General features: G+C 67.0%; 15 protein-coding genes. 8 read left to right on the top strand and 7 right to left on the bottom strand.

From position 1 onward, the window contains the following. Window positions 1–26: 26 nt before the first annotated feature. The 4 genes from VQ067_RS29900 to uvrD form a co-directional block, all read right to left on the bottom strand. On the bottom strand, window positions 27–230 hold the full coding sequence (locus tag VQ067_RS29900; RefSeq protein ID WP_003096877.1) for a DUF1127 domain-containing protein: 204 nt from the start codon (window positions 228–230) through the stop codon (window positions 27–29). A 377-nt stretch (window positions 231–607) separates the two neighbouring features. Then, the gene (locus VQ067_RS29895) at window positions 608–2,101 is read right to left on the bottom strand and encodes an acetyl-CoA hydrolase/transferase family protein (RefSeq protein WP_003096875.1); all 1,494 of its coding nucleotides are present in this window, start codon (window positions 2,099–2,101) and stop codon (window positions 608–610) included. Between the two features lie 97 nt (window positions 2,102–2,198). Then, window positions 2,199–2,627: an EamA family transporter gene (locus VQ067_RS29890; protein WP_003110349.1), complete on the bottom strand. Its 429-nt coding sequence runs from the start codon at window positions 2,625–2,627 to the stop codon at window positions 2,199–2,201. A 37-nt stretch (window positions 2,628–2,664) separates the two neighbouring features. Further along, window positions 2,665–4,851 (bottom strand): DNA helicase II, encoded by a 2,187-nt coding sequence (gene uvrD / locus VQ067_RS29885; RefSeq protein ID WP_003110348.1) that lies wholly within the window; start codon window positions 4,849–4,851, stop codon window positions 2,665–2,667. 176 nt (window positions 4,852–5,027) lie between these two features. On the opposite strand from uvrD, the gene VQ067_RS29880 reads away from it, so the two are divergent. From VQ067_RS29880 to VQ067_RS29870, 3 genes are read left to right on the top strand one after another with little or no spacing between them, the layout of a single operon-like run. Further along, window positions 5,028–7,880 carry a putative bifunctional diguanylate cyclase/phosphodiesterase gene (locus VQ067_RS29880; RefSeq protein WP_023096349.1) on the top strand — a complete coding sequence of 951 codons (2,853 nt, stop codon included), beginning with the start codon at window positions 5,028–5,030 and terminating at the stop codon, window positions 7,878–7,880. 58 nt (window positions 7,881–7,938) lie between these two features. Continuing rightward, window positions 7,939–10,137: a hypothetical protein gene (locus VQ067_RS29875; RefSeq protein ID WP_033989954.1), complete on the top strand. Its 2,199-nt coding sequence runs from the start codon at window positions 7,939–7,941 to the stop codon at window positions 10,135–10,137. Continuing rightward, on the top strand, window positions 10,134–10,859 hold the full coding sequence (locus VQ067_RS29870; RefSeq protein WP_003096864.1) for a DUF3142 domain-containing protein: 726 nt from the start codon (window positions 10,134–10,136) through the stop codon (window positions 10,857–10,859). The genes VQ067_RS29875 and VQ067_RS29870 overlap by 4 nt, the downstream gene beginning before the upstream one ends. On the opposite strand, the gene trhP is transcribed toward VQ067_RS29870, so the two are convergent. Both trhP and zwf read right to left on the bottom strand, forming a co-directional pair. After that, entirely contained in the window at window positions 10,853–12,247 is a 1,395-nt protein-coding gene (trhP, locus tag VQ067_RS29865) for a prephenate-dependent tRNA uridine(34) hydroxylase TrhP (RefSeq protein ID WP_003142098.1), read from the bottom strand. The genes VQ067_RS29870 and trhP overlap by 7 nt on opposite strands. Window positions 12,248–12,327: 80 nt before the next feature. Further along, the gene (gene zwf, locus VQ067_RS29860) at window positions 12,328–13,794 is read right to left on the bottom strand and encodes a glucose-6-phosphate dehydrogenase (RefSeq protein ID WP_003096859.1); all 1,467 of its coding nucleotides are present in this window, start codon (window positions 13,792–13,794) and stop codon (window positions 12,328–12,330) included. 85 nt (window positions 13,795–13,879) lie between these two features. Between zwf and hexR the strand changes: the two genes are divergently transcribed. Together hexR and VQ067_RS29850 are read left to right on the top strand one after the other, a co-directional pair. After that, window positions 13,880–14,761 carry a transcriptional regulator HexR gene (hexR, locus tag VQ067_RS29855; RefSeq protein ID WP_003096857.1) on the top strand — a complete coding sequence of 294 codons (882 nt, stop codon included), beginning with the start codon at window positions 13,880–13,882 and terminating at the stop codon, window positions 14,759–14,761. A gap of 106 nt (window positions 14,762–14,867) precedes the next feature. Then, window positions 14,868–15,083, top strand: a complete 216-nt coding sequence (locus VQ067_RS29850) for a PA3496 family putative envelope integrity protein (protein WP_003105559.1) — start codon at window positions 14,868–14,870, stop codon at window positions 15,081–15,083. On the opposite strand, the gene pycR is transcribed toward VQ067_RS29850, so the two are convergent. After that, window positions 15,037–15,972, bottom strand: coding sequence for a LysR family transcriptional regulator PycR (gene pycR / locus VQ067_RS29845; protein ID WP_003121355.1), 936 nt, complete (start codon window positions 15,970–15,972; stop codon window positions 15,037–15,039). The two genes, VQ067_RS29850 and pycR, sit on opposite strands and share 47 nt — an antisense overlap. A gap of 213 nt (window positions 15,973–16,185) precedes the next feature. Between pycR and VQ067_RS29840 the strand changes: the two genes are divergently transcribed. The 3 genes from VQ067_RS29840 to mtr all read left to right on the top strand — a co-directional run bounded on the left by VQ067_RS29840 (window position 16,186) and on the right by mtr (window position 20,874). Next, on the top strand, window positions 16,186–17,601 hold the full coding sequence (locus VQ067_RS29840; protein WP_003096848.1) for an acetyl-CoA carboxylase biotin carboxylase subunit: 1,416 nt from the start codon (window positions 16,186–16,188) through the stop codon (window positions 17,599–17,601). Window positions 17,602–17,616: 15 nt separating this feature from the next. Continuing rightward, on the top strand, window positions 17,617–19,440 hold the full coding sequence (gene oadA, locus VQ067_RS29835) for a sodium-extruding oxaloacetate decarboxylase subunit alpha (protein ID WP_003105555.1): 1,824 nt from the start codon (window positions 17,617–17,619) through the stop codon (window positions 19,438–19,440). 180 nt (window positions 19,441–19,620) lie between these two features. Beyond that, window positions 19,621–20,874: a tryptophan permease gene (mtr, locus tag VQ067_RS29830; protein ID WP_003146817.1), complete on the top strand. Its 1,254-nt coding sequence runs from the start codon at window positions 19,621–19,623 to the stop codon at window positions 20,872–20,874. Window positions 20,875–20,886: the final 12 nt, after the last annotated feature.

The following is a 20,886-nucleotide window of genomic DNA, read 5'->3' as shown; positions in this document are numbered from 1 at the left end:
GTCGAACCGGGGCGTTACAGTATCGCTTAGCGCCAGAACGGCTTGTTCAGCTCGGCGTAGCGCTGGGCTTCGCTGATGCCGGCGTCGGCGAGCAGGCGGGAGTCCAGGCGGGCCAGCTGGCGACGGCTCTGGATGCGGCGCTGCCACAGTTTCATGGTGCCCAGCAGGCTGCTGCTGCGGCGGTTGGAGCGAGCGATGTCGAAAGTGTTGGAACCGAGGGTACGTTCCATGATGTGTCGATCCTTCCCACTTGTGGTGGGTAGTCAGGTTGCTAGTGATTAACTGAGCAATATGATCTGACTAACAGGTCAACAAGAATAGGAACAGTTGCGGAGAATTGCGTTGGATCACCGGGGTGTGTTTCCGAACTGTATGGGTTGTTTCGGTGCGTAACTGTACCGCTCTGCACCGTCATGGTGCGTTACCGAAAGAAACAGCGAAGTGTTACAGCAGGAAAAGCGAAAGGGCCGGGTGGGCGTGTTGCGATGGCGGCAAGAGAAAAGGCCGCCGAAATATGTTTTTACGTGGTTTTTTCTGCCCTGTCCAGACGCCCGGAAGAATTAATCGTCCGGGCGCTGGAAATAGTTGCGGATGAAACGGTTCAGCCTCAGCCGGCCAGCATGTGTCCACGTTCTTCCAGGTTCAGGTGCCAGGCCAGCGCCTCGCGCAACAGATGCGGCGTGTGGCCGCCTTTCGCGCAAGCCGCCTCGAAGTAGTCCAGCAGCGGTGCCTGGTAGGACGGGTGGACACAGTTCTCGATGATCACCCGGGCCCGTTCGCGAGGCGCCAGGCCGCGCAGGTCGGCGAGGCCCTGCTCGGTGACGAGGATGTCGACGTCGTGCTCGGTGTGGTCGACGTGGCTGACCATCGGCACCACGCTGGAAATGTTGCCGCCCTTGGCGATCGACTTGGTGACGAAGATCGCCAGGTGCGCGTTGCGGGCGAAGTCGCCGGAGCCGCCGATGCCGTTCATCATCTTAGTGCCGCCGACGTGGGTCGAGTTGACGTTGCCGTAGATGTCGAACTCCAGCGCCGTATTGATGCCGATGATGCCCAGGCGACGGACCACCTCGGGGTGGTTGGAGATTTCCTGCGGGCGCAGCACCAGCTTGTCCTTGTAACGCTCCAGGTTACCGAACACGTCGGCGTTGCGCCGCGGCGACAGGGTGATCGAGCTGCCCGAGGCGAAGCGCAGCTTGCCGGCGTCGATCAGGTCGAAGGTCGAGTCCTGCAGCACTTCGGAGTACATGGTCAGGTTCTCGAACGGTGACTCGATCAGGCCGCACATCACCGCGTTGGCGATGCTGCCGATACCGGCCTGCAGCGGGCCGAGGCTGTTGCTCATGCGTCCGGCGTCGACCTCGCGCTTGAAGAAATCGATCAGGTGGTTGGCGATGGCCTGGGTCTCGCCGTCCGGCGGCAGCACGGTGGATGGCGAGTCCGGCTGGTCGTTGATGACGATGGCGACGATCTTCTCCGGCGGGATCGGGATCGCCGTGCTGCCGATGCGGTCGTCGACGCGGGTCAGCGGGATCGGCGTGCGGGTCGGCCGGTAGGTCGGGATATAGATGTCGTGCAGGCCTTCCAGGTTGGTGCTGTGGGCCAGGTTGATCTCGACGATGACCTGCTTGGCGAAGATCGCGAAGCTCGCCGAGTTGCCCACCGAGGTGGTTGGCACGATGTGGCCCTGCTCGGTGATCGCGGCGGCTTCGATGACGGCGATGTCCGGCAGCTTCAGCTGGTGGTTGCGCAACTGCTCGACGGTTTCCGAGAGGTGCTGGTCGATGAACATCACTTCGCCGGCGTTGATCGCCTTGCGCAGGGTGCTGTCGACCTGGAACGGCATGCGCCGGGCGAGCACGCCGGCCTCGGTGAGCTGCTTGTCGAGGTCGTTGCCGAGGCTGGCGCCGGTCATCAGGCTGATACGCAGCGGACGTTCCTTGGCGCGCATGGCCAGCGCCTGGGGTACGGCCTTGGCCTCGCCGGCGCGGGTGAAACCGCTCATGCCGACGGTCATGCCGTCCTGGATCAGGTCGGCGGCTTCGGCCGCACTCATCACCTTGTCGAGCAGGGAGGGCAGGCGCACGCGATCACGGTACATGGAACGAACCTCAGACGACGAATTATTAGAGGCCGCCAGTCTAGGGTTTCCGCGATTTTTCGCCTTTATACCAAGGTCGAAGCGCCATTCAGCGGGCTTATGGGCGGATTGCCAGGACCACCACGCCCGCTGTCACCAGGGCTACGCCGAGCCATTGGCGCAGGTCCAGGCGTTCGCCGAGGAGGGCCACGCCGAGCAGTGCCACCAGCACCACGCTGAACTTGTCCAGCGGCGCCACCAGCGACGCCGGGCCGAGCTTGAGGGCGCGGAAATAGCAGATCCAGGAGGCACCGGTGGCCAGCCCGGAGAGCACCAGGAACAGCCAGCTGCGCGGCGGGATGCTGCCCGGGGCCTGGAACTTGCCCAGGACCGCGAGGATGCCGCCGAGGGTGACGAGGATCACCAGGGTGCGGATGAAGGTGGCGAAGTCCGAATCGACCCGGTCAAGGCCGATCTTGGCGAAGATCGCGGTCAGCGCGGCGAACAGCGCCGAAAGCAGTGCCCAGAAGGCCCAGGATGCCAGCATGTCGTCCTCCTCCGGGCTTTCTCCACGGGCTGCGCCGCTACAGGGCTTCCAGCTTGGCGTAGCCGAGCATCAGCCACTTGCTGCCTTCGCTCTCGAAGTTCACCTGCACCCGGGCCTGGGCGCCGGCGCCTTCGAAGTTGAGGATAGTCCCTTCGCCGAACAGCGCGTGGCGCACCCGCTGGCCGAGGGAGAAGGGCGTCTCCGGCACCCCGGCGCCGCTGAACAGGCTGCCGCCGGCGTTGCGCGAAGTGCCGCCGTAGGGGCGGCTGACGGTATTGGACAGGCGCACTTCCTGGATCAGCGACGGTGGGATCTCGCGGATGAAGCGCGAAACCTTGTTGTAGGTCTCGCTGCCGTAGAGCCGGCGGGTCTCCGCGTAGGTCAGGACCAGTCGCTGCATGGCGCGGGTGACGCCGACGTAGGCCAGGCGGCGTTCCTCTTCCAGGCGGCCGGATTCCTCCAGGCTCATCTTGTGCGGGAACAGCCCTTCCTCCATGCCGACCAGGAACACCAGCGGGAACTCCAGGCCCTTGGCGCTGTGCAGGGTCATCAGCTGGACACTGTCCTCGTGGGCGTCGGCCTGGGTTTCCCCGGCCTCCAGGGAGGCGTGGCTGAGGAAGGCCTGCAGCGGGGTGAGGTCTTCCTCTTCCTCGCTGTTCTCGAAGGCGCGGGCGGCGCTGACCAGTTCCTCGAGGTTCTCCACCCGGGCCTGGCCTTTCTCGCCTTTTTCTTCCTTGTGGTAGCTGATCAGTCCGGACTGCTCGATCACCGTCTGGGTCATCAGGTGCAGCGGCATGTCCATGACCTTCGCCGAAAGATTCTCGATCAGCTCGACGAAGCCGGTCAGGGCGCTGGCGGCGCGGCCGGGCAGGACCTTGTTGGCGATCATCAGGCGAATCGCCTCCCACATCGACACATCGTTGCCGCGGGCGAATTCGCGGATGCTCTCCACGGTCTTCTCGCCGATGCCGCGTGCCGGCACGTTGACCACCCGTTCCAGCGCCGCGTCGTTGCCGCGGCCGTCGAGCAGGCGCAGGTAGGCCATGGCGTTCTTGATTTCGGCACGCTCGAAGAAGCGCTGGCCGCCGTAGATGCGGTAGGGAATCTTCTCCCGCAGCAGGGCTTCCTCCAGCACCCGCGACTGGGCGTTGGAGCGGTAGAGGATGGCGATCTCGCTGCGCGCCAGGCCGCCCCTGAGCGCGCTCTCGATCGACTCGACCACGTAGCGCGCCTCGTCGTGCTCGTTGAACGCGGCGTACAGGCTCAGCGACTCGCCGTCCTCGCCGTCGGTCCACAACTCCTTGCCCAGGCGTCCCTGGTTGTTGGCGATCAGGGCGTTGGCGGCCTTGAGGATCGACGCGGTGGAACGGTAGTTCTGCTCCAGGCGGATCACCTCGGCGTCGGCGAAGTCGTCGCTGAACTGCTGGATGTTCTCGATCCGTGCGCCACGCCAGCCGTAGATCGACTGGTCGTCGTCGCCGACCACCATCAGGCTGTCGCCGCCCTTGGCGAGAATCCGCAGCCAGGCGTACTGCACGGCGTTGGTGTCCTGGAACTCGTCCACCAGGATATGGCGGAAGCGCCGCTGGTAGTGCTCGAGCACGCCGGGATGGTCGCGCCAGAGGTCCAGGGCGCGCAGCAGCAGCTCGGAGAAGTCGATCACCCCGGCGCGGGCGCAGGCCGCCTCGTAGGCTTCGTAGATCTTCAGCATGGTGGCGAGGAACAGGTCGCCGCCGGGCTGGATGTGTTGCGGCCGCAGGCCCTCGTCCTTCTGCCCGTTGATGAACCACTGGGCCTGGCGCGCCGGCCAGCGTTGCTCGTCGAGACCGAGTTCGCGGATCACCCGCTTGACCAGGCGTTGCTGGTCGTCGCTGTCGAGGATCTGGAAGTTCTCGCTCAGCCCGGCCTCGCGCCAGTGCGCGCGCAGCAGGCGATGGGCGAGGCCGTGGAAGGTGCCGACCCACATGCCCGCCGGATTGATCCCGAGCAACTGCTCGATGCGGTGGCGCATCTCCGCCGCCGCCTTGTTGGTGAAGGTCACCGACAGGATGCTGTAGGGCGAGGCGTGCTCGACCTGGATCAGCCAGGCGATCCGGTGCACCAGCACGCGGGTCTTGCCCGAGCCGGCGCCGGCGAGGACCAGTTGGCGGCCCAGCGGCGCGGCCACGGCCTGGCGCTGCGGGTCGTTGAGGGAGTTCAGCAGGAGGGAGAGGTCGTCGTTCATCGCGGCATTCTACCGGGGCGGGGAAAAGCCGGGCAAACCGGGCCGCCATTCGGCGCAGGCCGGCGCAGCGTCGGGCCTGGCTGCGGAAAAATGCTCTATCCCGGCCTTGGGCAGCCTGCCCCTGCTCGGTTATGCTCCGGCCACTTCAAGGCAAACCACTACAAGAACAAGCGCCTATGACCGTCCATGTCGAGCCCTTGGCGCTGCCGGGCGGCAGCACCGATGTACTGCGGCTCTACGCCCGCGAAATTGCCATCGAGCGTACCCGGCTCCTTTATCTCGGCTCGCGCACGCCGACCCTGCTCATGCTGCTCGGCGGCGTGACCAGCGCCTGCCTGGTGTGGGGCAAGGTCAGCAGCTGGCTGCTCGGTGGCTGGCTGGTCTGGCTGGTGTTGCTCGCCGTCCTGCGCCTGCTGCAGGTCGCCGCCTTCCAGCAGGCCGACAGCCGTCGCCAGGCCAGCCGCCACTGGCGGCGGACCTTCCTGTGCGGCGCCGGCGCCTCGGGCCTGACCCTGGCGTTCGCGGTGATCATGCTGGTCCCGGCCGATGCCTTCCTCCAGCAGGTGCTGGTGTTCGGCCTGGTGGCGGCGGCGATCCTCTCCGCCAGCGTCGCCTATGCGGTGAGCCTGCCGGCCTTCCTCACCTTCGCCTTGCCGGGCCTGCTGCCGTCCATCGTTTTCCTGCTGTTGCAGCCGCATAGCCTGTTGCAGGGCTGGGGTGTGCTCGGCCTGATCCTGCTGGTGGCGCTGCTGGTGGTCGCCGGGCAGATCCACCGGCTGGTGCAGGGCGCGCTGCTGCGACGCTTCCAGACCCAGGCGCTGAACCTGCACCTGGAACGCGTCAACGCCGAGGCCGAAGCGCTCAATCGCAAGCTCGCCCAGGAGGTCGGCCAGCGACGCCTGGTCGAACGCGAGCTGCGCGCCGCCCGCGATGCCTTGCAGCGCCGGGTGGAGGCGCGCACCGAGGAGCTTGGCGCGACCAGCCAGGCGCTCAGCCAGAGCGAGGCGCGTCTGGCCATGGCCCTGGAGGCCAGCGAACTGGGGTTGTGGGACTGGAACCTGGAGAGCGGCCGGGTCCAGCATTCCTATCTCGAGGCGGTCTTCAGCGCCGGGGACGGTCCCGAGGACTATCGCAGGCTGATCGAAAGCATCCACCCCGGCGACCTGCCGCGTATCCGTCGCGCCCTCGCCGAACATCTCAAGGGGCGCAGCGAGCTGTACCGGGTGGAGTACCGCGTGCGCGACCGGGAGGGCGGCTGGCGCTGGCTGGAGGATCGCGGCCGGGCCATGGCTCGCGACCCGCGGGGACGGGTGACGCGGATGCTCGGCACGCGCAGCGACATCAGCGCGCGCAAGCGCCTGGAAGAGCAGCAGCAACTGGCCGCGACAGTGTTCGAGGCGGCCAGCGAGAGCATTGTGATCCTCGATCCGGCCTACAACCTGCTGGCGGTCAACCAGGCCTTCAGTCGCATCACCGGCTATCGCCGCGAGGACGTGGTCGGGCGCAACGCCAGCCTGCTGGTGAATACCCCCGAGGCCCAGCGCCACTACCGGCAGATCCGCGCCGAGCTGCGCCAGCACGGGCAGTGGCAGGGCGAACTGGTGGATACGCGGAAGAATGGCGATCCCTATCCCCAATGGCTGCAGCTCAACCTGCTGCGCGACGGCAATGGCGAGGCGACCCACATCGTCGGTTTCTTCACCGATCTCAGTGCCCGCCGCGACGTCGAGGAGCGCCTGCGTCATCTGCTGCACTACGACGAACTGACCGGCCTGGCCAACCGCCGGTTGTTCCGCGAGCGGCTGCACGAGGCGGCCCAGCGGGCGCGCCAGGAGGAGGGCGGGCTGGCCCTGCTGCTGATCGACCTGGACCGCTTCAAGCTGCTCAACGACAGCCTCGGCCATGAGGTCGCCGACCAGTTGCTCAGGGAGATGGCCCAGCGCCTGCGGCGCACCGCGCCGGAAGCCAACACCCTGGCGCGTCTGGCCGGCGACGAGTTCGCCATCCTCCTCGATGGCGGCACCGGCGCCGCGGCCCTGTCGCGCCTGGCCGAACGCCTGCTGGTCCAGTTGCGCCAGCCGGTGAGCGTGCTCGGCCACGAGCTGATCCTCGGCGCCTCGCTGGGGATCAGCCTGTTTTCCGAGCAGGCGCGGGAAATCTCCGTGCTCATGAGCCAGGCGAACCTGGCGATGCAACATGCCAAGCAACTCGGCGGCAACACCTTCCAGTTCTTCCGCGACAACCTGCAGGACAGCACCCTCGAACGCCTGCGCCTGGAAACCCGGTTGCGCAAGGCGGTCGAGGAGGGCCAGCTGGACGTGCATTACCAGCCCAAGCTGTGCCTGGCCAGCGGCCGCCCGGACTCGGTCGAGGCGCTGGTGCGCTGGCACCATCCGGAGGAGGGCATGATCCCGCCGTCGACCTTCATCGGCCTGGCCGAGGAGTGCGGGTTGATCGGCGAGATCGGCGAATTCGTCCTGCGCCGGGCCTGCCTGCAGGCCGCCGAGTGGAGCCAGCGGGGCCTGAACCTGCGGGTCTCGGTGAACCTCTCGGTCCACCAGTTGCGCCAGGGCGACCTGCTCGACGTAGTGCGCTCGGCGCTGGCCGACAGCGGCCTGCCGGCGGCGCAACTGGAGCTGGAGTTGACCGAAAGCCAGTGGCTGGACGCCCTCGACAGTGTCCTGGCGACCTTCCGCCAGTTGCGCGAGATGGGGGTGAAGCTGTCGGTCGACGACTTCGGCACCGGCTATTCCTCGCTCAGCTACCTGAAGCGCCTGCCGCTGGACTACCTGAAGATCGACCAGTCGTTCGTCCGCGACCTGACCCAGAACAGCGAGGATGCGGCGATCATCCGGGCGATCATCGCCATGGCCCACAGCCTCGACCTGAAGGTGGTCGCCGAAGGCGTGGAAACCATCGAGCAGCGGGACTTCCTGGTGGCCCAGCGTTGCGACGAGCTGCAGGGCTACCTGATCGGCCGGCCGTTGCCGGCCCATGCCCTGGAGGAAGGTTTGCGCCAGGCTCGTTGAACGCGATCCGGCGGAGTATGCTGTAGCACTTTCGACTCCCACGAATTAAGGACGATTCATGCGCTCGAAGCCGCTTCTTCCTGCCCTCCTGCTGGTGGGCGCCGGTCTCTCCCCGCTGGCCCAGGCCAGCAGCGACGACTCCTGCTATCCCGATTGGTCGCTGGTCGGCGGCGGTGTCTGCGATACCCTGCCGTTCCTCGCCCCGGGCAACGACACCCGCGCCAACCTGCGCCTGCTGCTGGCCGACGCCGGCCACTGGCGGCTGGTGGAGGCGCCGCCGTCGGAGGAAGAGAAGCTCGAAGGCTACGGCCTGGTGCCGTTCGGCCTGTTCCGCCTGCTGCCCGGCGACGGCAGCCAGCCGCCTGCGCCGGCGGCGAGCGAGGCGGAGACACCGCCGCCTGCGCCAGCGCCCTCGCCGCTCGCCGAACTGGCCCGGCAGATGGGCGCCGCAGCGCTACCGGAAAAGATCGCCGGCGCCGAATTCTTCGAGGGCGAGGGCAGCCGCTGCCGCAGCAACGACCAGGACAGCGCGCTGGCGTTTCTTCGCCAGGTGCGTGACGCCGGGCTGGGCGAGGCGGAGACCAAGGCACTGGCCAACAGCCGCCTGGAGCTGCTCGGTGCCTGCGGCTGGGAACAAGAGGAACTGGGCGGTGTGCTCGCGCAAGGCGTCGAGTCGGCCGCAGGCAAGGCCTTCGCCACGTACTTGGAGGCTGCGGCCAACTTCTACAGCGGCCGCTTCGACGAAGCCGAACAGGGCTTCAAGGCGTTGCAGGACGTGTCGCAGCCCTGGCTGAAGGAAACCGCCCTGTACCTGCAGGCGCGCACCCTGCTCAACGCCGCCCAGCAGAACGCCTTCGACGACATGGGCTTCCCCGAGTTGCAGAATGTCGACAAGGCTCGCCTGGAACAGACCCGCAGCGCCCTCGATGCCTACCTGCAGGCGTATCCGAAGGGGCTCTACGCCGCCTCGGCCAAGGGCTTGCAGCGGCGCGTGCATTGGCTGGCCGGCGACCAGAAGCTGCTGGCCCAGGACTATGCCGCGCAATTCGCCGAAGCCGAGCAAGGGCAGCGCAACATGGCCCTGGAAGACCTGGTCCAGGAGGTCGACAACAAGCTCCTGACCGGTATCCAGCTCGGCGACATCCAGACCCCGCTGCTGCTGGCGGTGGCCGACCTGGTGCAGATGCGCGCCCACGATCCGTCGACCCCGCGCAGCTTCACCTGGGAAACGCTACAGGCCCAGCAGGCCAGCTTCGCCGCGCATCCCGAACTGTTCGCCTACCTGCAGGCGGCCTATCGCTTCTATGTCGACCAGGACCCGGCGAAGACCCTCGAAGCGCTGCCGCAAAAGGTCGGCAGCCTCGACTACGTCGGCTTCAGCCAGCAGACCCTGCGCGGGCTGGCGCTGGAGCAGCAGAAGGACTGGAAAGCCGCCGAGGCGCTCTGGCTGGAACTGTTGCCGCAGGCCGCGCAGCCGTACCAGAAGGGCCAGTTGCAGTTGGCCCTGGCGCTCAACTACGAGCGCAGCGGCCAGTTGGAAAAGGTCTTCGCCGAAGGTTCGCCGGTCCAGGAGCCGCTGCTGCGCAGCATCCTCCTGCGCAACGTCGCCGACGCCGCGCTGTTGCGCCGCCAGGCCAAGCAGGGCGCGACGGCGGAAGAGCGCGACAGCGCGCTGTTCACTCTCCTTTACAAGGACCTGCGCCGCAGCCGCTTCTCCGACTTCGGCAAGGACTTCGCGCTGCTCGGCGAAACCCCCTCGCAGACCAAGCTGGGCACCAGCCTCGGCTATGTCTACGGCGCCGGCAACAGCCTGGAGCTGTTCCGCTGGAAGGGCGACAAGGCCGAGTCCGGCTACGTTTGCCCGGCCATCGCCGAGTCGGCCGCGGCGCTGGCCGCCGATGACAAGGACCCGAAGGGCCTGAACTGCCTGGGCGAATTCATCCTGCGCAACGGTCTTGACGGCATGCCGCTGGACAGCCAGCCCGAGGCCAACGAGCTGGGCGGCACCCCGAGCGGCTTCAAGGGCGCGGTGTACTCCCGGCTGGATGGCTATCGCCTGGTCATGGACAACCCCAAGGCACCGCGCGAAGACAAGGCCTACGCGCTGTTCCGCGCGATCAACTGCTTCGCCCCGGCCGGCTACAACACCTGCGGACAGCAGGACATCCCGCAGGCCGAGCGCAAGCAATGGTTCCGTACGCTCAAGTCGACCTACGCCGACAGCTCCTGGGCCAAGGAACTGAAGTACTACTGGTGAGGCGCTGGCGAGCCTGGCTGGCGGGCCTGTTGCTGGGCCTGCCGCTGTTGCCGTCCGTCGAGGCCGCGGTGCGCGCCGAGGACTACGGCGCTTTCTGGCTGTGGAGCGGCGTCGCGCCGCAGCCGGTGCTGGCGCGGGCCGAGACGCTGTACATCCTGCAGGGACAGATCAGCCAGTCGCGCCGGCGCCCCGGTGAGGGCGTGCGGCTGATCGCCCAGGGCATCTCGGTGCCGCGCCTGGCGCGGGGTGAGGTCTGGGTGGTGTACCGCGCCCATACCCTGCGCTGGACGCCGCAGATCTACCAGGCCGTGCTGAACCAGGTGCAGCGCTGGAAGCGTGCCGGCAACCCGGTGGTCGGCATCCAGATCGACTTCGATGCGCGTACCCGCTACCTCGACGAGTACGTCGATTTCCTCCGCGACCTGCGCCGGCGCCTGCCCCGCGAATACCGCTTGAGCATCACCGGGTTGCTCGACTGGGGCAGCAACGCCGAGCCGGCGGCGATCAACCGGCTCAAGGGCGTGGTCGACGAAGTGGTGGTGCAGACCTACCAGGGGCGCCACAGCATTCCCAACCACGCCGCCTACCTCCCGCGGGTCAGCCGCCTGCAACTGCCGTACCGGATCGGCCTGGTCCAGGGCGGCGACTGGCAAGCCCCCGACTACCTGGAAAAGAGCCCCTGGTTCAGGGGCTACGTGGTGTTCCTGCTCAACCCTCAGTGAGCGCAGCCGCAAGCGCCCTTGCCGGCACACCCGCCGCTGCGTTCGGCCTGCGGCTGGCGGGTGTCCTGGCCGGGCTGGAGATCGCGCATCAGTAACGCGTAGCGCAGGTCCAGGCCTTCCGGCAGCGCCAGGTAGACCACGTGGCCATTGCCCGGCGCCACCTCGATGGCTTCGCCGGCGGCGTTGCGCAGGTCCTCCACGCGCAGGCTCAGGTTGCCTCGCGGAGTCATCAGCTCGACGCTGTCGCCGCGCTGGAAGCGGTTCTTCACCTCCACCTCGGCCAGGCCGTCGCGGCGTTCGCCGGTGAGTTCGCCGACGAACTGCTGGCGCTCGGACAACGAATGGCCGTGCTGGTAGTTCTGGTACTCGTCGTGCACGTGGCGGCGCAGGAAGCCCTCGGTGTAGCCGCGGTGGGCGAGGGACTCCAGGGTGTCCATCAGACCGCGGTCGAACGGCTTGCCGGCCGCCGCGTCGTCGATCGCCTGGCGGTAGACCTGGGCGGTGCGCGCCACATAGTAGTGGGACTTGGTGCGGCCCTCGATCTTCAGCGAGTGCACGCCGATCCGCGCCAGCCGCTCGACGTGCTGTACGGCGCGGAGGTCCTTGGAATTCATGATGTAGGTGCCGTGTTCGTCCTCGAAGGCGGCCATCGGTTCGCCGGGACGGTTGCCTTCCTCGAGGAGGAACACCTGCTCGGTCGGCGCGCCGCGTCCCAGGGTCGGCTCCCGCGCCACCACGTTGCCCAGCTCGTCCTCGCGGCCCTCCACCGCCTTGTATTCCCAGCGGCAGGCATTGGTGCAGGTGCCCTGGTTGGGGTCGCGGCGGTTGATGTAGCCGGACAGCAGGCAGCGCCCGGAATAGGCCATGCACAAGGCGCCGTGGACGAACACTTCCAGCTCCATGTCCGGTACCTGCTGGCGGATTTCCTCGATCTCCTCCAGCGACAGCTCGCGGGAAAGGATCACCCGGGTCAGGCCCTGCTGCCGCCAGAACTGCACCGCGGCCCAGTTCACCGCGTTGGCCTGCACCGACAGGTGGATGGGCATCTGCGGGAAATGCTGGCGAACCAGCATGATCAGGCCGGGATCGGACATGATCAGCGCATCCGGACCCATGGCGACCACCGGCTCCAGGTCGCGCAGGAAGGTCTTCAGCTTGGCGTTGTGCGGGGCGATGTTGACCACCACGTAGAAGCGCTTGCCGAGCGCGTGGGCCTCGGCGATGCCTTCGGCCAGTTGGGCGTGGTCGAAATCGTTGTTGCGCACCCGCAGGCTGTAGCGCGGCTGCCCGGCGTAGACGGCATCGGCGCCGTAGGCGAAGGCATAGCGCATGCTTTTCAGGGTGCCGGCGGGGCACAGCAGTTCGGGGCGGAGGGCGGTGGCGGTCATGGTTCGGGCTCGCAACGACGTGGGCGCGCGACTCTAGCCGAGCGCGCGCCGGGCGATCCTGAGCCGGATCAATGTCCGCGTCATTCCAGCCAGCGTCGACCCTGCAGTTCCAGCAGCAGTTGCGCCTGTTCCGGGCCGTTGCTGCCGGCCGGGTAGGGCCGCGGGCTCTGGTAGTGCTCGCGCCAGCCGGCGAGGATCGGGTCGACCCAGCCCCAGGCGGCCTCTACCTCGTCGCGGCGCATGAACAGCGTCGAGTCGCCCTCGATCACGTCCAGCAGCAGGCGTTCGTAGGCGTCCCAGCGCCGCTTGTTGCGGCTGAGGGCCTCGGCCAGGTTGAGGTCCAGCTCCACCGGTTCCAGTTGCATGCCCTTGCCCGGGGTCTTGGCCATCAGTTGCACGCTGATCCGCTCCTCCGGCTGCAACCTTATCCACAGGCGGTTGGCCGGCCCGCCGCCGCCGTCGATCAGGCTGTGCGGCACCGGCTTGAACTGGATGACGATTTCCGAGCACTTGCGCGCCATGCGCTTGCCGGTGCGCAGGTAGAACGGCACCCCGGCCCAGCGCCAGTTCTCGACCTCGGCCTGGAGCGCGACGAAGGTCTCGGTATCGCTGTCGTTGTCGACGTTCTTCTCGAAGTAGTACGCCGGCACCTCCTGGCCGCCGATCCTGCCGGCGGCGTACTGGCCGCGTACCGTCTTGTCCTGCACGTCGAGCCCGGAGATCGGCTTCAGCGCCTGCAGCACCTTGAGCTTCTCGTTGCGCACCGCCTCGGCGTCGAAACGCACCGGCGCCTCCATCGCCACCAGGCAGAGCAACTGGAGCAGATGGTTCTGCACCATGTCGCGCATCGCCCCGGCGTGGTCGTAGTAGCCGCCGCGGTTCTCCACGCCAAGGGTCTCGTTGACGCTGATCTGCACATGGTCGATGTGCGCCGCGCGCCAGACCGGCTCGAACAACGCATTGGCGAAGCGCAGGGCCATCAGGTTCTGCACGGTTTCCTTGCCCAGGTAGTGGTCGATGCGGAACACCCGCGACTCGTCGAACACCCGGCCGATGGACTGGTTGATCGCCCGCGCCGAGTCCAGCGAATGGCCCAGCGGTTTTTCCAGCACGATGCGCGCTTGCGGCCCGGCGAGGCCGGCGATGGAGAGGTTCTGCGCGATCGGCGCGAACAGGCTCGGCGAGGTCGCCAGGTAGTGCACCAGCACTCGGCCCTCGCTGCTCTTCAGGTGCCGCGCGAGACGGCCGAAGTCGGCGCTCTGCGAGGCGTCCATGGCCAGGTAGTCGAGGCGCGCGGCGAAGCCTTTCCATTGTTCGGCGGCGAACTCGCTGCGCGCCACCACCGCGCGGACGTTGCGCTCGGCGAGGGCGAGGAAGGCGGCGTTGTCCAGCGCGCTGCGGGCGAGGGCGAAGATCCGCGTATCGGCCGGCAGGCGGTCCTCCCGGTGCAGGCGATAGAGCGCCGGCAGCAGCTTGTGCAGGGCCAGGTCGCCGGTACCGCCGAAGACCAGGATGTCGCAGGACGTTGGAGTGGCTGGTGTACTCAAGGCAAGCTCCCGACGGCGTTGGCTGGGCGTGGCTGACTGTTTGTAGTATAACTACAAGGTTACTACAGAGAATCGAGCCCAGCCTGTGAACCTGCTGCAGCACATAGCCCAGTCCCGCCAACAGCTCCGCAAGTCGGAACTCAAGGTCGCCGATCACGTTCTCAACGATCCGGCGTCGGTCATGCACAGCTCCATGGCCGAACTGGCCCATGGGGTCGGGGTCAGCGAGCCGACCATCGTGCGTTTCTGCCGCGCCATCGGCTGCAGCGGCTTCCAGGACCTCAAGCTGAAGCTGGCGCAGAGCCTGGCGGCCGGCGCCAGCTTCGGCCAGTTCTCGATCCATGAGAGCGACTCGGTGGCCGACTTCAGCCTGAAGATCTTCGACACCACGCTGCACAGCCTGATGGAAGTCCGCGAGCACCTGGACACCCACGCCCTGGAGCGCGCCATCGCCGCCATCGCCCACGCCCAGCGCGTGGAGTTCTACGGCTTCGGCGCTTCCGGCGCGGTGGCCTCGGATGCCCAGCACAAGTTCTTCCGCCTGCTGCTGTCGGCGGCGGCCTACTCCGACCCGCACATGCAGGCGATGTCGGCGGTGACACTCAAGCCCAGCGACGTGGCCATCTGCATTTCCCAGTCGGGTCGCTCGAAGGACCTGCTGATCACCGCCAACCTGGTCCGCGAGGCCGGCGCCACGCTGATCACACTGTGCCCGAGCCAGACCCCGCTGGCCGACCTGGCCACGGTCAATCTGGCGATCGACGTGCACGAGGACACCGACATCTACACCCCGCTGACCTCGCGCATCGCCCACCTGGTGGTGATCGACGTGCTGGCGATGGGCGTGGCCATGGCCCGCGGCCCGGACCTGGTCAACCACCTCAAGAGCGTCAAGCGCAGCCTGCGCAGCCTGCGCCTGTCGCCGAAGGTGATGAAGAACCAGGAAGAGCGCGGCGAGCCGTCCTGAGGCGCCGCCGGGAGGGCATAACGCAGTCTTCACCGGCCTGCCGCCAAACCGTCACATTGCTGCGCGATGCTCGCGACTCCAGCCAGTCGGCCATGGGAGACGCGAGATGCCCCGTCATAGCGATGCCAATGCCCAGCACGTGGATTCGAAAACCCGCCGCAAGCTCGAAGACCAGCGGCGCATGCAATTCCGCCGGGCGATCGAGGACCACTGCGAAGAACTGCGCCTGCGCCAGGAACTGGCCGACTACCCCGAGCTGGTAGCCGCCGCCTACCTCAGCTCGAACCGCCAGGGCCGGCGAAGCGCCCAGCGAGCTGGCTGATCAGCGCCCGCTCCTCGCGGACGAAGGCGACGAACGCCTGGGCCACCGGGCTCAGGCGCTTGCCCTTGGCGTGCACCAGGCACCAGCTGCGATAGAGCGGCAATTCCTCCACCGGTAGTTCGCGCAGCAGGCCGTTGGCCAGTTCCTGGTGCGCCGCATGGCGCGGCAGCAGGGCCAGGCCGAGGCCGGCGATCACCCCTTCGCGCAGGGACTCCAGCGAGGCGATCTCCTGGATCTGCGAGAAGTGCGCGCGGCGTTGCTGGAAGAACTCCTCGCAGGCCTTGCGGGTGCCCGAGCCCGGTTCGCGGACCAGCAGCGGGAAGGGCTCCAGGTCCTTCAGGGCCAGCTTCGCGGCGTTGCACAGCGGATGGTCCGGCGGCGCCACGGCGATGATCGGGTTGTTCAGGAAGGGCAGGAACTCCAGGGCCATGTCCTGCGGTACCAGGGACATGATCACCAGGTCGTCGCGGTTGTCGGCCAGGCGCTTGATCACCTGGGTGCGGTTGACCACCGTCAGGCTCAGGCTGACTTCCGGATGCAGGTTCTGGAACGCCTTGAACAGGTGCGGGGTGATGTACTTGGCGCTGGACTCCACCGCCAGGCGCAACTGGCCCTGCAGCGAGCCCTTCAGGTCCGAGAGCTGCATGTCCAGGCTTTCCAGGCGCTGGAACAGGTCGGTGCTGGTCTTCAGCAGGGCTTCGGCGGCATCGGTCAGGTAGAGCTTCTTGCCGACGTACTCGAACAGCGGCTGGCCGACCAGCTCTTCCAGTTGGCGGATCTGCAGGCTGACCGCCGGCTGGGTCAAGGCCATTTCCTCCGCCGCCCGGCTGTAGGAGCGGCTCTCGCATACGGCACGGAAAACCTGAAGCTGCCGTAATGTCATACGCATCAACGACTTACGCATTCCAGTCACACTCTGACCGAGATCGGTCGGGCGACTATAAAGCTTTTCTAATGGCTATCCCAATAATTATTGATTTTTGTTAATCACCCTCGCGGGGGTAGGGTAAAAGTGCGACCGGGAGCTGCCTGCCGGTCATGCAGCGACCGGAATATCCGGATCGACCGTACCAGGTTCCCAACCCCGAAGAGGGAGACCTCCGTGATCAAGAAGATCCTGATCGCCAACCGCGGCGAGATCGCCGTCCGCATCGTGCGCGCCTGCGCCGAGATGGGCATCCGCTCGGTGGCCGTCTACTCTGAGGCCGATCGCCACGCGCTGCACGTCAAGCGCGCCGACGAAGCCCACAGCATCGGCGCGGACCCGCTGGCCGGCTACCTCAACCCGCGCGCCCTGGTGAACCTGGCGGTGGAAAGCGGCTGCGACGCCCTGCACCCCGGCTATGGCTTCCTCTCGGAAAATGCCGAGCTGGCGGAAATCTGCGCCGAGCGCGGTATCAAGTTCATCGGCCCGTCGGCGCAAGTGATCCGCCGCATGGGCGACAAGACCGAAGCCCGCCGCAGCATGATCGCCGCCGGCGTGCCCTGCACCCCCGGCACCGAAGGCAACGTCGCCGACCTCGCCGAGGCCCTGCGCGAAGCAGAGCGGATCGGCTACCCGGTGATGCTCAAGGCCACCTCCGGCGGCGGCGGTCGCGGCATCCGTCGCTGCAACAGCCGCGAGGAACTGGAGCAGGCGTTCCCGCGGGTGATCTCCGAGGCGACCAAGGCCTTCGGCAGCGCCGAAGTATTCCTCGAGAAGTGCATCGTCAATCCCAAGCACATCGAGGCGCAGATCCTCGCCGATTCCTTCGGCAACACCGTGCACCTGTTCGAGCGCGACTGCTCGATCCAGCGCCGCAACCAGAAGCTCATCGAGATCGCCCCGAGCCCGCAGCTCACCCCCGAGCAGCGCGCCTACATCGGCGACCTGGCGGTGCGCGCGGCCAAGGCGGTGGGCTACGAGAACGCCGGCACCGTGGAGTTCCTGCTCGCCGACGGCGAGGTGTACTTCATGGAGATGAACACCCGGGTCCAGGTGGAGCACACCATCACCGAGGAAATCACCGGCATCGACGTGGTCCGCGAGCAGATCCGCATCGCTTCCGGGCTGGAGCTGTCGGTCAAGCAGGACGACATCGTCCATCGCGGCTACGCCCTGCAGTTCCGCATCAACGCCGAGGACCCGAAGAACAACTTCCTGCCCTCGTTCGGCAAGATCACCCGCTACTACGCCCCCGGCGGCCCCGGCGTGCGTACCGACACGGCGATCTACACCGGCTACACCATCCCGCCGTACTACGACTCGATGTGCCTGAAGCTGATCGTCTGGGCGCTGACCTGGGAAGAGGCCCTCGATCGCGGACTGCGCGCCCTCGACGACATGCGCGTGCAAGGGGTCAAGACCACCGCGCCGTACTACCAGGAAATCCTCCGCAACCCGGAATTCCGCAGCGGCCAGTTCAACACCAGCTTCGTCGAAAGCCACCCGGAACTGACCCAGTACTCGATCAAGCGCAACCCGTCGCACCTGGCCATCGCCATCGCCACCGCCATCGCGGCCCACGCCGGCCTGTAAGGGAAGGAGCAGAACATGAGCAACACCATCCAAGCGAAGAAGACCGGCGTCACCGATACCATCCTGCGCGATGCCCACCAGTCGCTGCTGGCGACCCGCATGCGCACCGAGGACATGCTGCCGATCTGCGACAAGCTCGACCGCGTCGGCTACTGGTCGCTGGAAGTCTGGGGCGGCGCGACCTTCGACGCCTGCGTGCGCTTCCTCAAGGAAGACCCGTGGGAGCGCCTGCGCAAGCTCAAGGCGGCGCTGCCCAACACCCGCCTGCAAATGCTCCTGCGTGGGCAGAACCTGCTCGGCTACCGCCACTACAGCGACGATGTGGTGCGCGCCTTCGTGGCCAAGGCGGCGGTCAACGGCATCGACGTGTTCCGCATCTTCGACGCGATGAACGACGTGCGTAACCTGCGCGTCTCCATCGAGGCGGTGAAGGCCGCCGGCAAGCACGCCCAGGGCACCATCTGCTACACCACCAGCCCGGTGCACACCATCGAGGCCTTCGTCGCCCAGGGCAAGGCGATGGCCGACATGGGCGTCGACTCCATCGCCATCAAGGACATGGCCGGCCTGCTCACCCCCTATGCCACCGGCGACCTGGTCAAGGCCCTGAAGGACGCCCTGCCGCTGGACGTGGTGGTGCATTCCCATGACACCGCCGGTGTCGCCAGCATGTGCCAGCTGAAGGCCGTGGAAAACGGCGCCGACCGTATCGACACGGCGATCTCCAGCATGGCCTGGGGCACCAGCCACCCGGGCACCGAGTCGATGGTCGCGGCGCTGCGCGGCACCCCCTACGACACCGGCCTGGACCTGGAGCTGATCCAGGAGATCGGCATGTACTTCCACGCGGTGCGCAAGAAGTACCACCAGTTCGAGAGCGAATTCACCGGCGTGGATACCCGCGTGCAGGTCAACCAGGTGCCGGGCGGGATGATTTCCAACCTGGCCAACCAGCTCAAGGAGCAGGGCGCGCTGAACCGTATGGGCGAGGTGCTCGAGGAAATCCCGCGGGTCCGCGCCGACCTCGGTTTCCCGCCGCTGGTGACGCCGACTTCGCAGATCGTCGGCACCCAGGCGTTCTTCAACGTGCTCGCCGGCGAGCGCTACAAGACCATCACCAACGAAGTGAAGCTGTACCTGCAGGGCCGTTATGGCAAGGCCCCCGGCGAGGTCAACGAGCAACTGCGGCGCCAGGCCATCGGCAGCGAGGAAGTCATCGACGTGCGCCCGGCCGACCTGATCAAGCCGGAGCTGAACAAGCTGCGCAGCGAGATCGGCAACCTGGCCAAGTCCGAGGAAGACGTACTCACCTACGCGATGTTCCCGGACATCGGGCGCAAGTTCCTCGAAGAGCGTGAGGCCGGCACCCTGAAGCCCGAGGAACTGCTGCCGATTCCCACCGGCAAGGGCGTCGCCGCCGCCGGCGCGGAAGGCACCCCGACCGAGTTCGTCATCGACGTGCACGGCGAGACCTACCGCGTCGACATCACCGGGGTCGGCGTGAAGAGCGACAACAAGCGGCACTTCTACCTGTCCATCGACGGCATGCCGGAAGAAGTGGTGTTCGAGCCGCTCAACGAATATGTCGCCGGCTCCGCCAGCGGCCGCAAGCATGCCAGCGAGCCGGGCCACGTCAGCACCACCATGCCGGGCAACATCGTCGACGTGCTGGTGAAGGAAGGTGATAGCGTCAAGGCCGGCCAGGCGGTGTTGATCACCGAGGCGATGAAGATGGAAACCGAGGTCCAGGCCGGCATCGCCGGTACGGTCAAGGCGATCCACGTGGCCAAGGGCGACCGGGTCAACCCGGGCGAGATCCTGATCGAGATTGCGGGCTGACCGCGACAGACGGTTAAAGTCCCTGGGGGAGCATGATGCTCCCCTTTTTTTATCGGCATCGGTTGCCGCGTCGGCCGGCTGTTCGCCCTGCCAGGGTGCGCCCGGCGCGCGCGCCGCCTAGAATGCCGCCTCTGCCCAACGGCGCGTCGCGCCGCAGGCGCTGACTATCGGGAAGTCCAGGTGTCGTCCTCTCCAGCTCAAACGCCCAGCCGCCGGCCCTCGCTGCTCGGCGGTTCGATGATCATCGCCGGCACCGCCGTCGGTGCCGGAATGTTCTCCCTGCCCATCGCCATGTCCGGCATCTGGTTCGGCTGGTCGGTGGCGGTGTTCCTGCTCACCTGGTTCTGCATGCTGCTGTCGGGGATGATGATCCTCGAGGCCAACCTCAACTACCCGGTGGGCTCGAGCTTCTCGACCATCACCCGCGACCTGCTCGGCCAGGGCTGGAATGTGGTCAACGGGCTGAGCATCGCCTTCGTCCTCTATATCCTCACCTATGCCTATATCTCCGGCGGCGGCTCGATCATCGGCTACACCCTGTCCAGCGGCCTCGGCGTGACCCTGCCGGAAAAGCTCGCCGGGCTGCTGTTCGCCCTGGCGGTGGCGCTGGTGGTGTGGTGGAGCACCCGCGCGGTGGACCGCATCACCACGCTGATGCTCGGCGGCATGATCATTACCTTCGGCCTCTCCATCAGCGGCCTGCTCGGGCGCATCCAGCCGGCGATCCTGTTCAACAGCGGCGAGCCGGACGCGGTCTACTGGCCCTACCTGCTGGCGACCCTGCCGTTCTGCCTGACTTCCTTCGGCTACCACGGCAACGTGCCGAGCCTGATGAAGTACTACGGCAAGGACCCGCAGCGGATCAGCCGTTCGCTGTGGATCGGCACCCTGATCGCCCTGGCCATCTACCTGCTGTGGCAGGCCAGCACCCTGGGCACCATCCCGCGCGAGCAGTTCAAGGGCATCATCGCCGGCGGCAGCAACGTCGGCACCCTGGTGGAATACCTGCACCGGATCACCGCGTCGGATTCGCTGAACGCGTTGCTCACCACCTTCTCCAACCTGGCGGTGGCCAGCTCCTTCCTCGGCGTGACCCTCGGCCTGTTCGACTACCTGGCCGACCTGTGCAAGTTCGACGACAGCCACTTCGGGCGCTTCAAGACCGCGTTGCTGACCTTCGTCCCACCGACCATCGGCGGGCTGCTGTTCCCCAACGGCTTCATCTACGCCATCGGTTTCGCCGGGCTGGCCGCGGCGTTCTGGGCGGTGATCGTTCCGGCGCTGATGGCGCGGGCCTCGCGCAAGCGCTTCGGCAGCCCGCTGTTCCGCGCCTGGGGCGGCACGCCGGCGATCGTGCTGGTGCTGCTGTTCGGCGTGGCCAACGCGGTCGCGCACATCCTGGCCAGCCTGCACTGGCTGCCGGAGTACCGTTGAGCGACCGGCAGT

This window comes from Pseudomonas sp. KBN12P06040, assembly GCF_037574965.1.
Lineage (GTDB): Bacteria > Pseudomonadota > Gammaproteobacteria > Pseudomonadales > Pseudomonadaceae > Pseudomonas > Pseudomonas aeruginosa.
This window is presented reverse-complemented; position numbering and strand designations above follow the sequence as displayed.

Excerpts from the sequence above, each read along its gene's own strand:
- VQ067_RS29900 (WP_003096877.1), bottom strand. The coding sequence starts at position 230 with ATGGAACGTACCCTCGGTTCCAACACTTTCGACATCGCTCGCTCCAAC.
- VQ067_RS29895 (WP_003096875.1), bottom strand. The coding sequence starts at position 2,101 with ATGTACCGTGATCGCGTGCGCCTGCCCTCCCTGCTCGACAAGGTGATG.
- VQ067_RS29890 (WP_003110349.1), bottom strand. The coding sequence starts at position 2,627 with ATGCTGGCATCCTGGGCCTTCTGGGCACTGCTTTCGGCGCTGTTCGCC.
- uvrD (WP_003110348.1), bottom strand. The coding sequence starts at position 4,851 with ATGAACGACGACCTCTCCCTCCTGCTGAACTCCCTCAACGACCCGCAG.
- VQ067_RS29880 (WP_023096349.1), top strand. The coding sequence starts at position 5,028 with ATGACCGTCCATGTCGAGCCCTTGGCGCTGCCGGGCGGCAGCACCGAT.
- VQ067_RS29875 (WP_033989954.1), top strand. The coding sequence starts at position 7,939 with ATGCGCTCGAAGCCGCTTCTTCCTGCCCTCCTGCTGGTGGGCGCCGGT.
- trhP (WP_003142098.1), bottom strand. The coding sequence starts at position 12,247 with ATGACCGCCACCGCCCTCCGCCCCGAACTGCTGTGCCCCGCCGGCACC.
- VQ067_RS29850 (WP_003105559.1), top strand. The coding sequence starts at position 14,868 with ATGCCCCGTCATAGCGATGCCAATGCCCAGCACGTGGATTCGAAAACC.
- pycR (WP_003121355.1), bottom strand. The coding sequence starts at position 15,972 with ATGCGTATGACATTACGGCAGCTTCAGGTTTTCCGTGCCGTATGCGAG.
- oadA (WP_003105555.1), top strand. The coding sequence starts at position 17,617 with ATGAGCAACACCATCCAAGCGAAGAAGACCGGCGTCACCGATACCATC.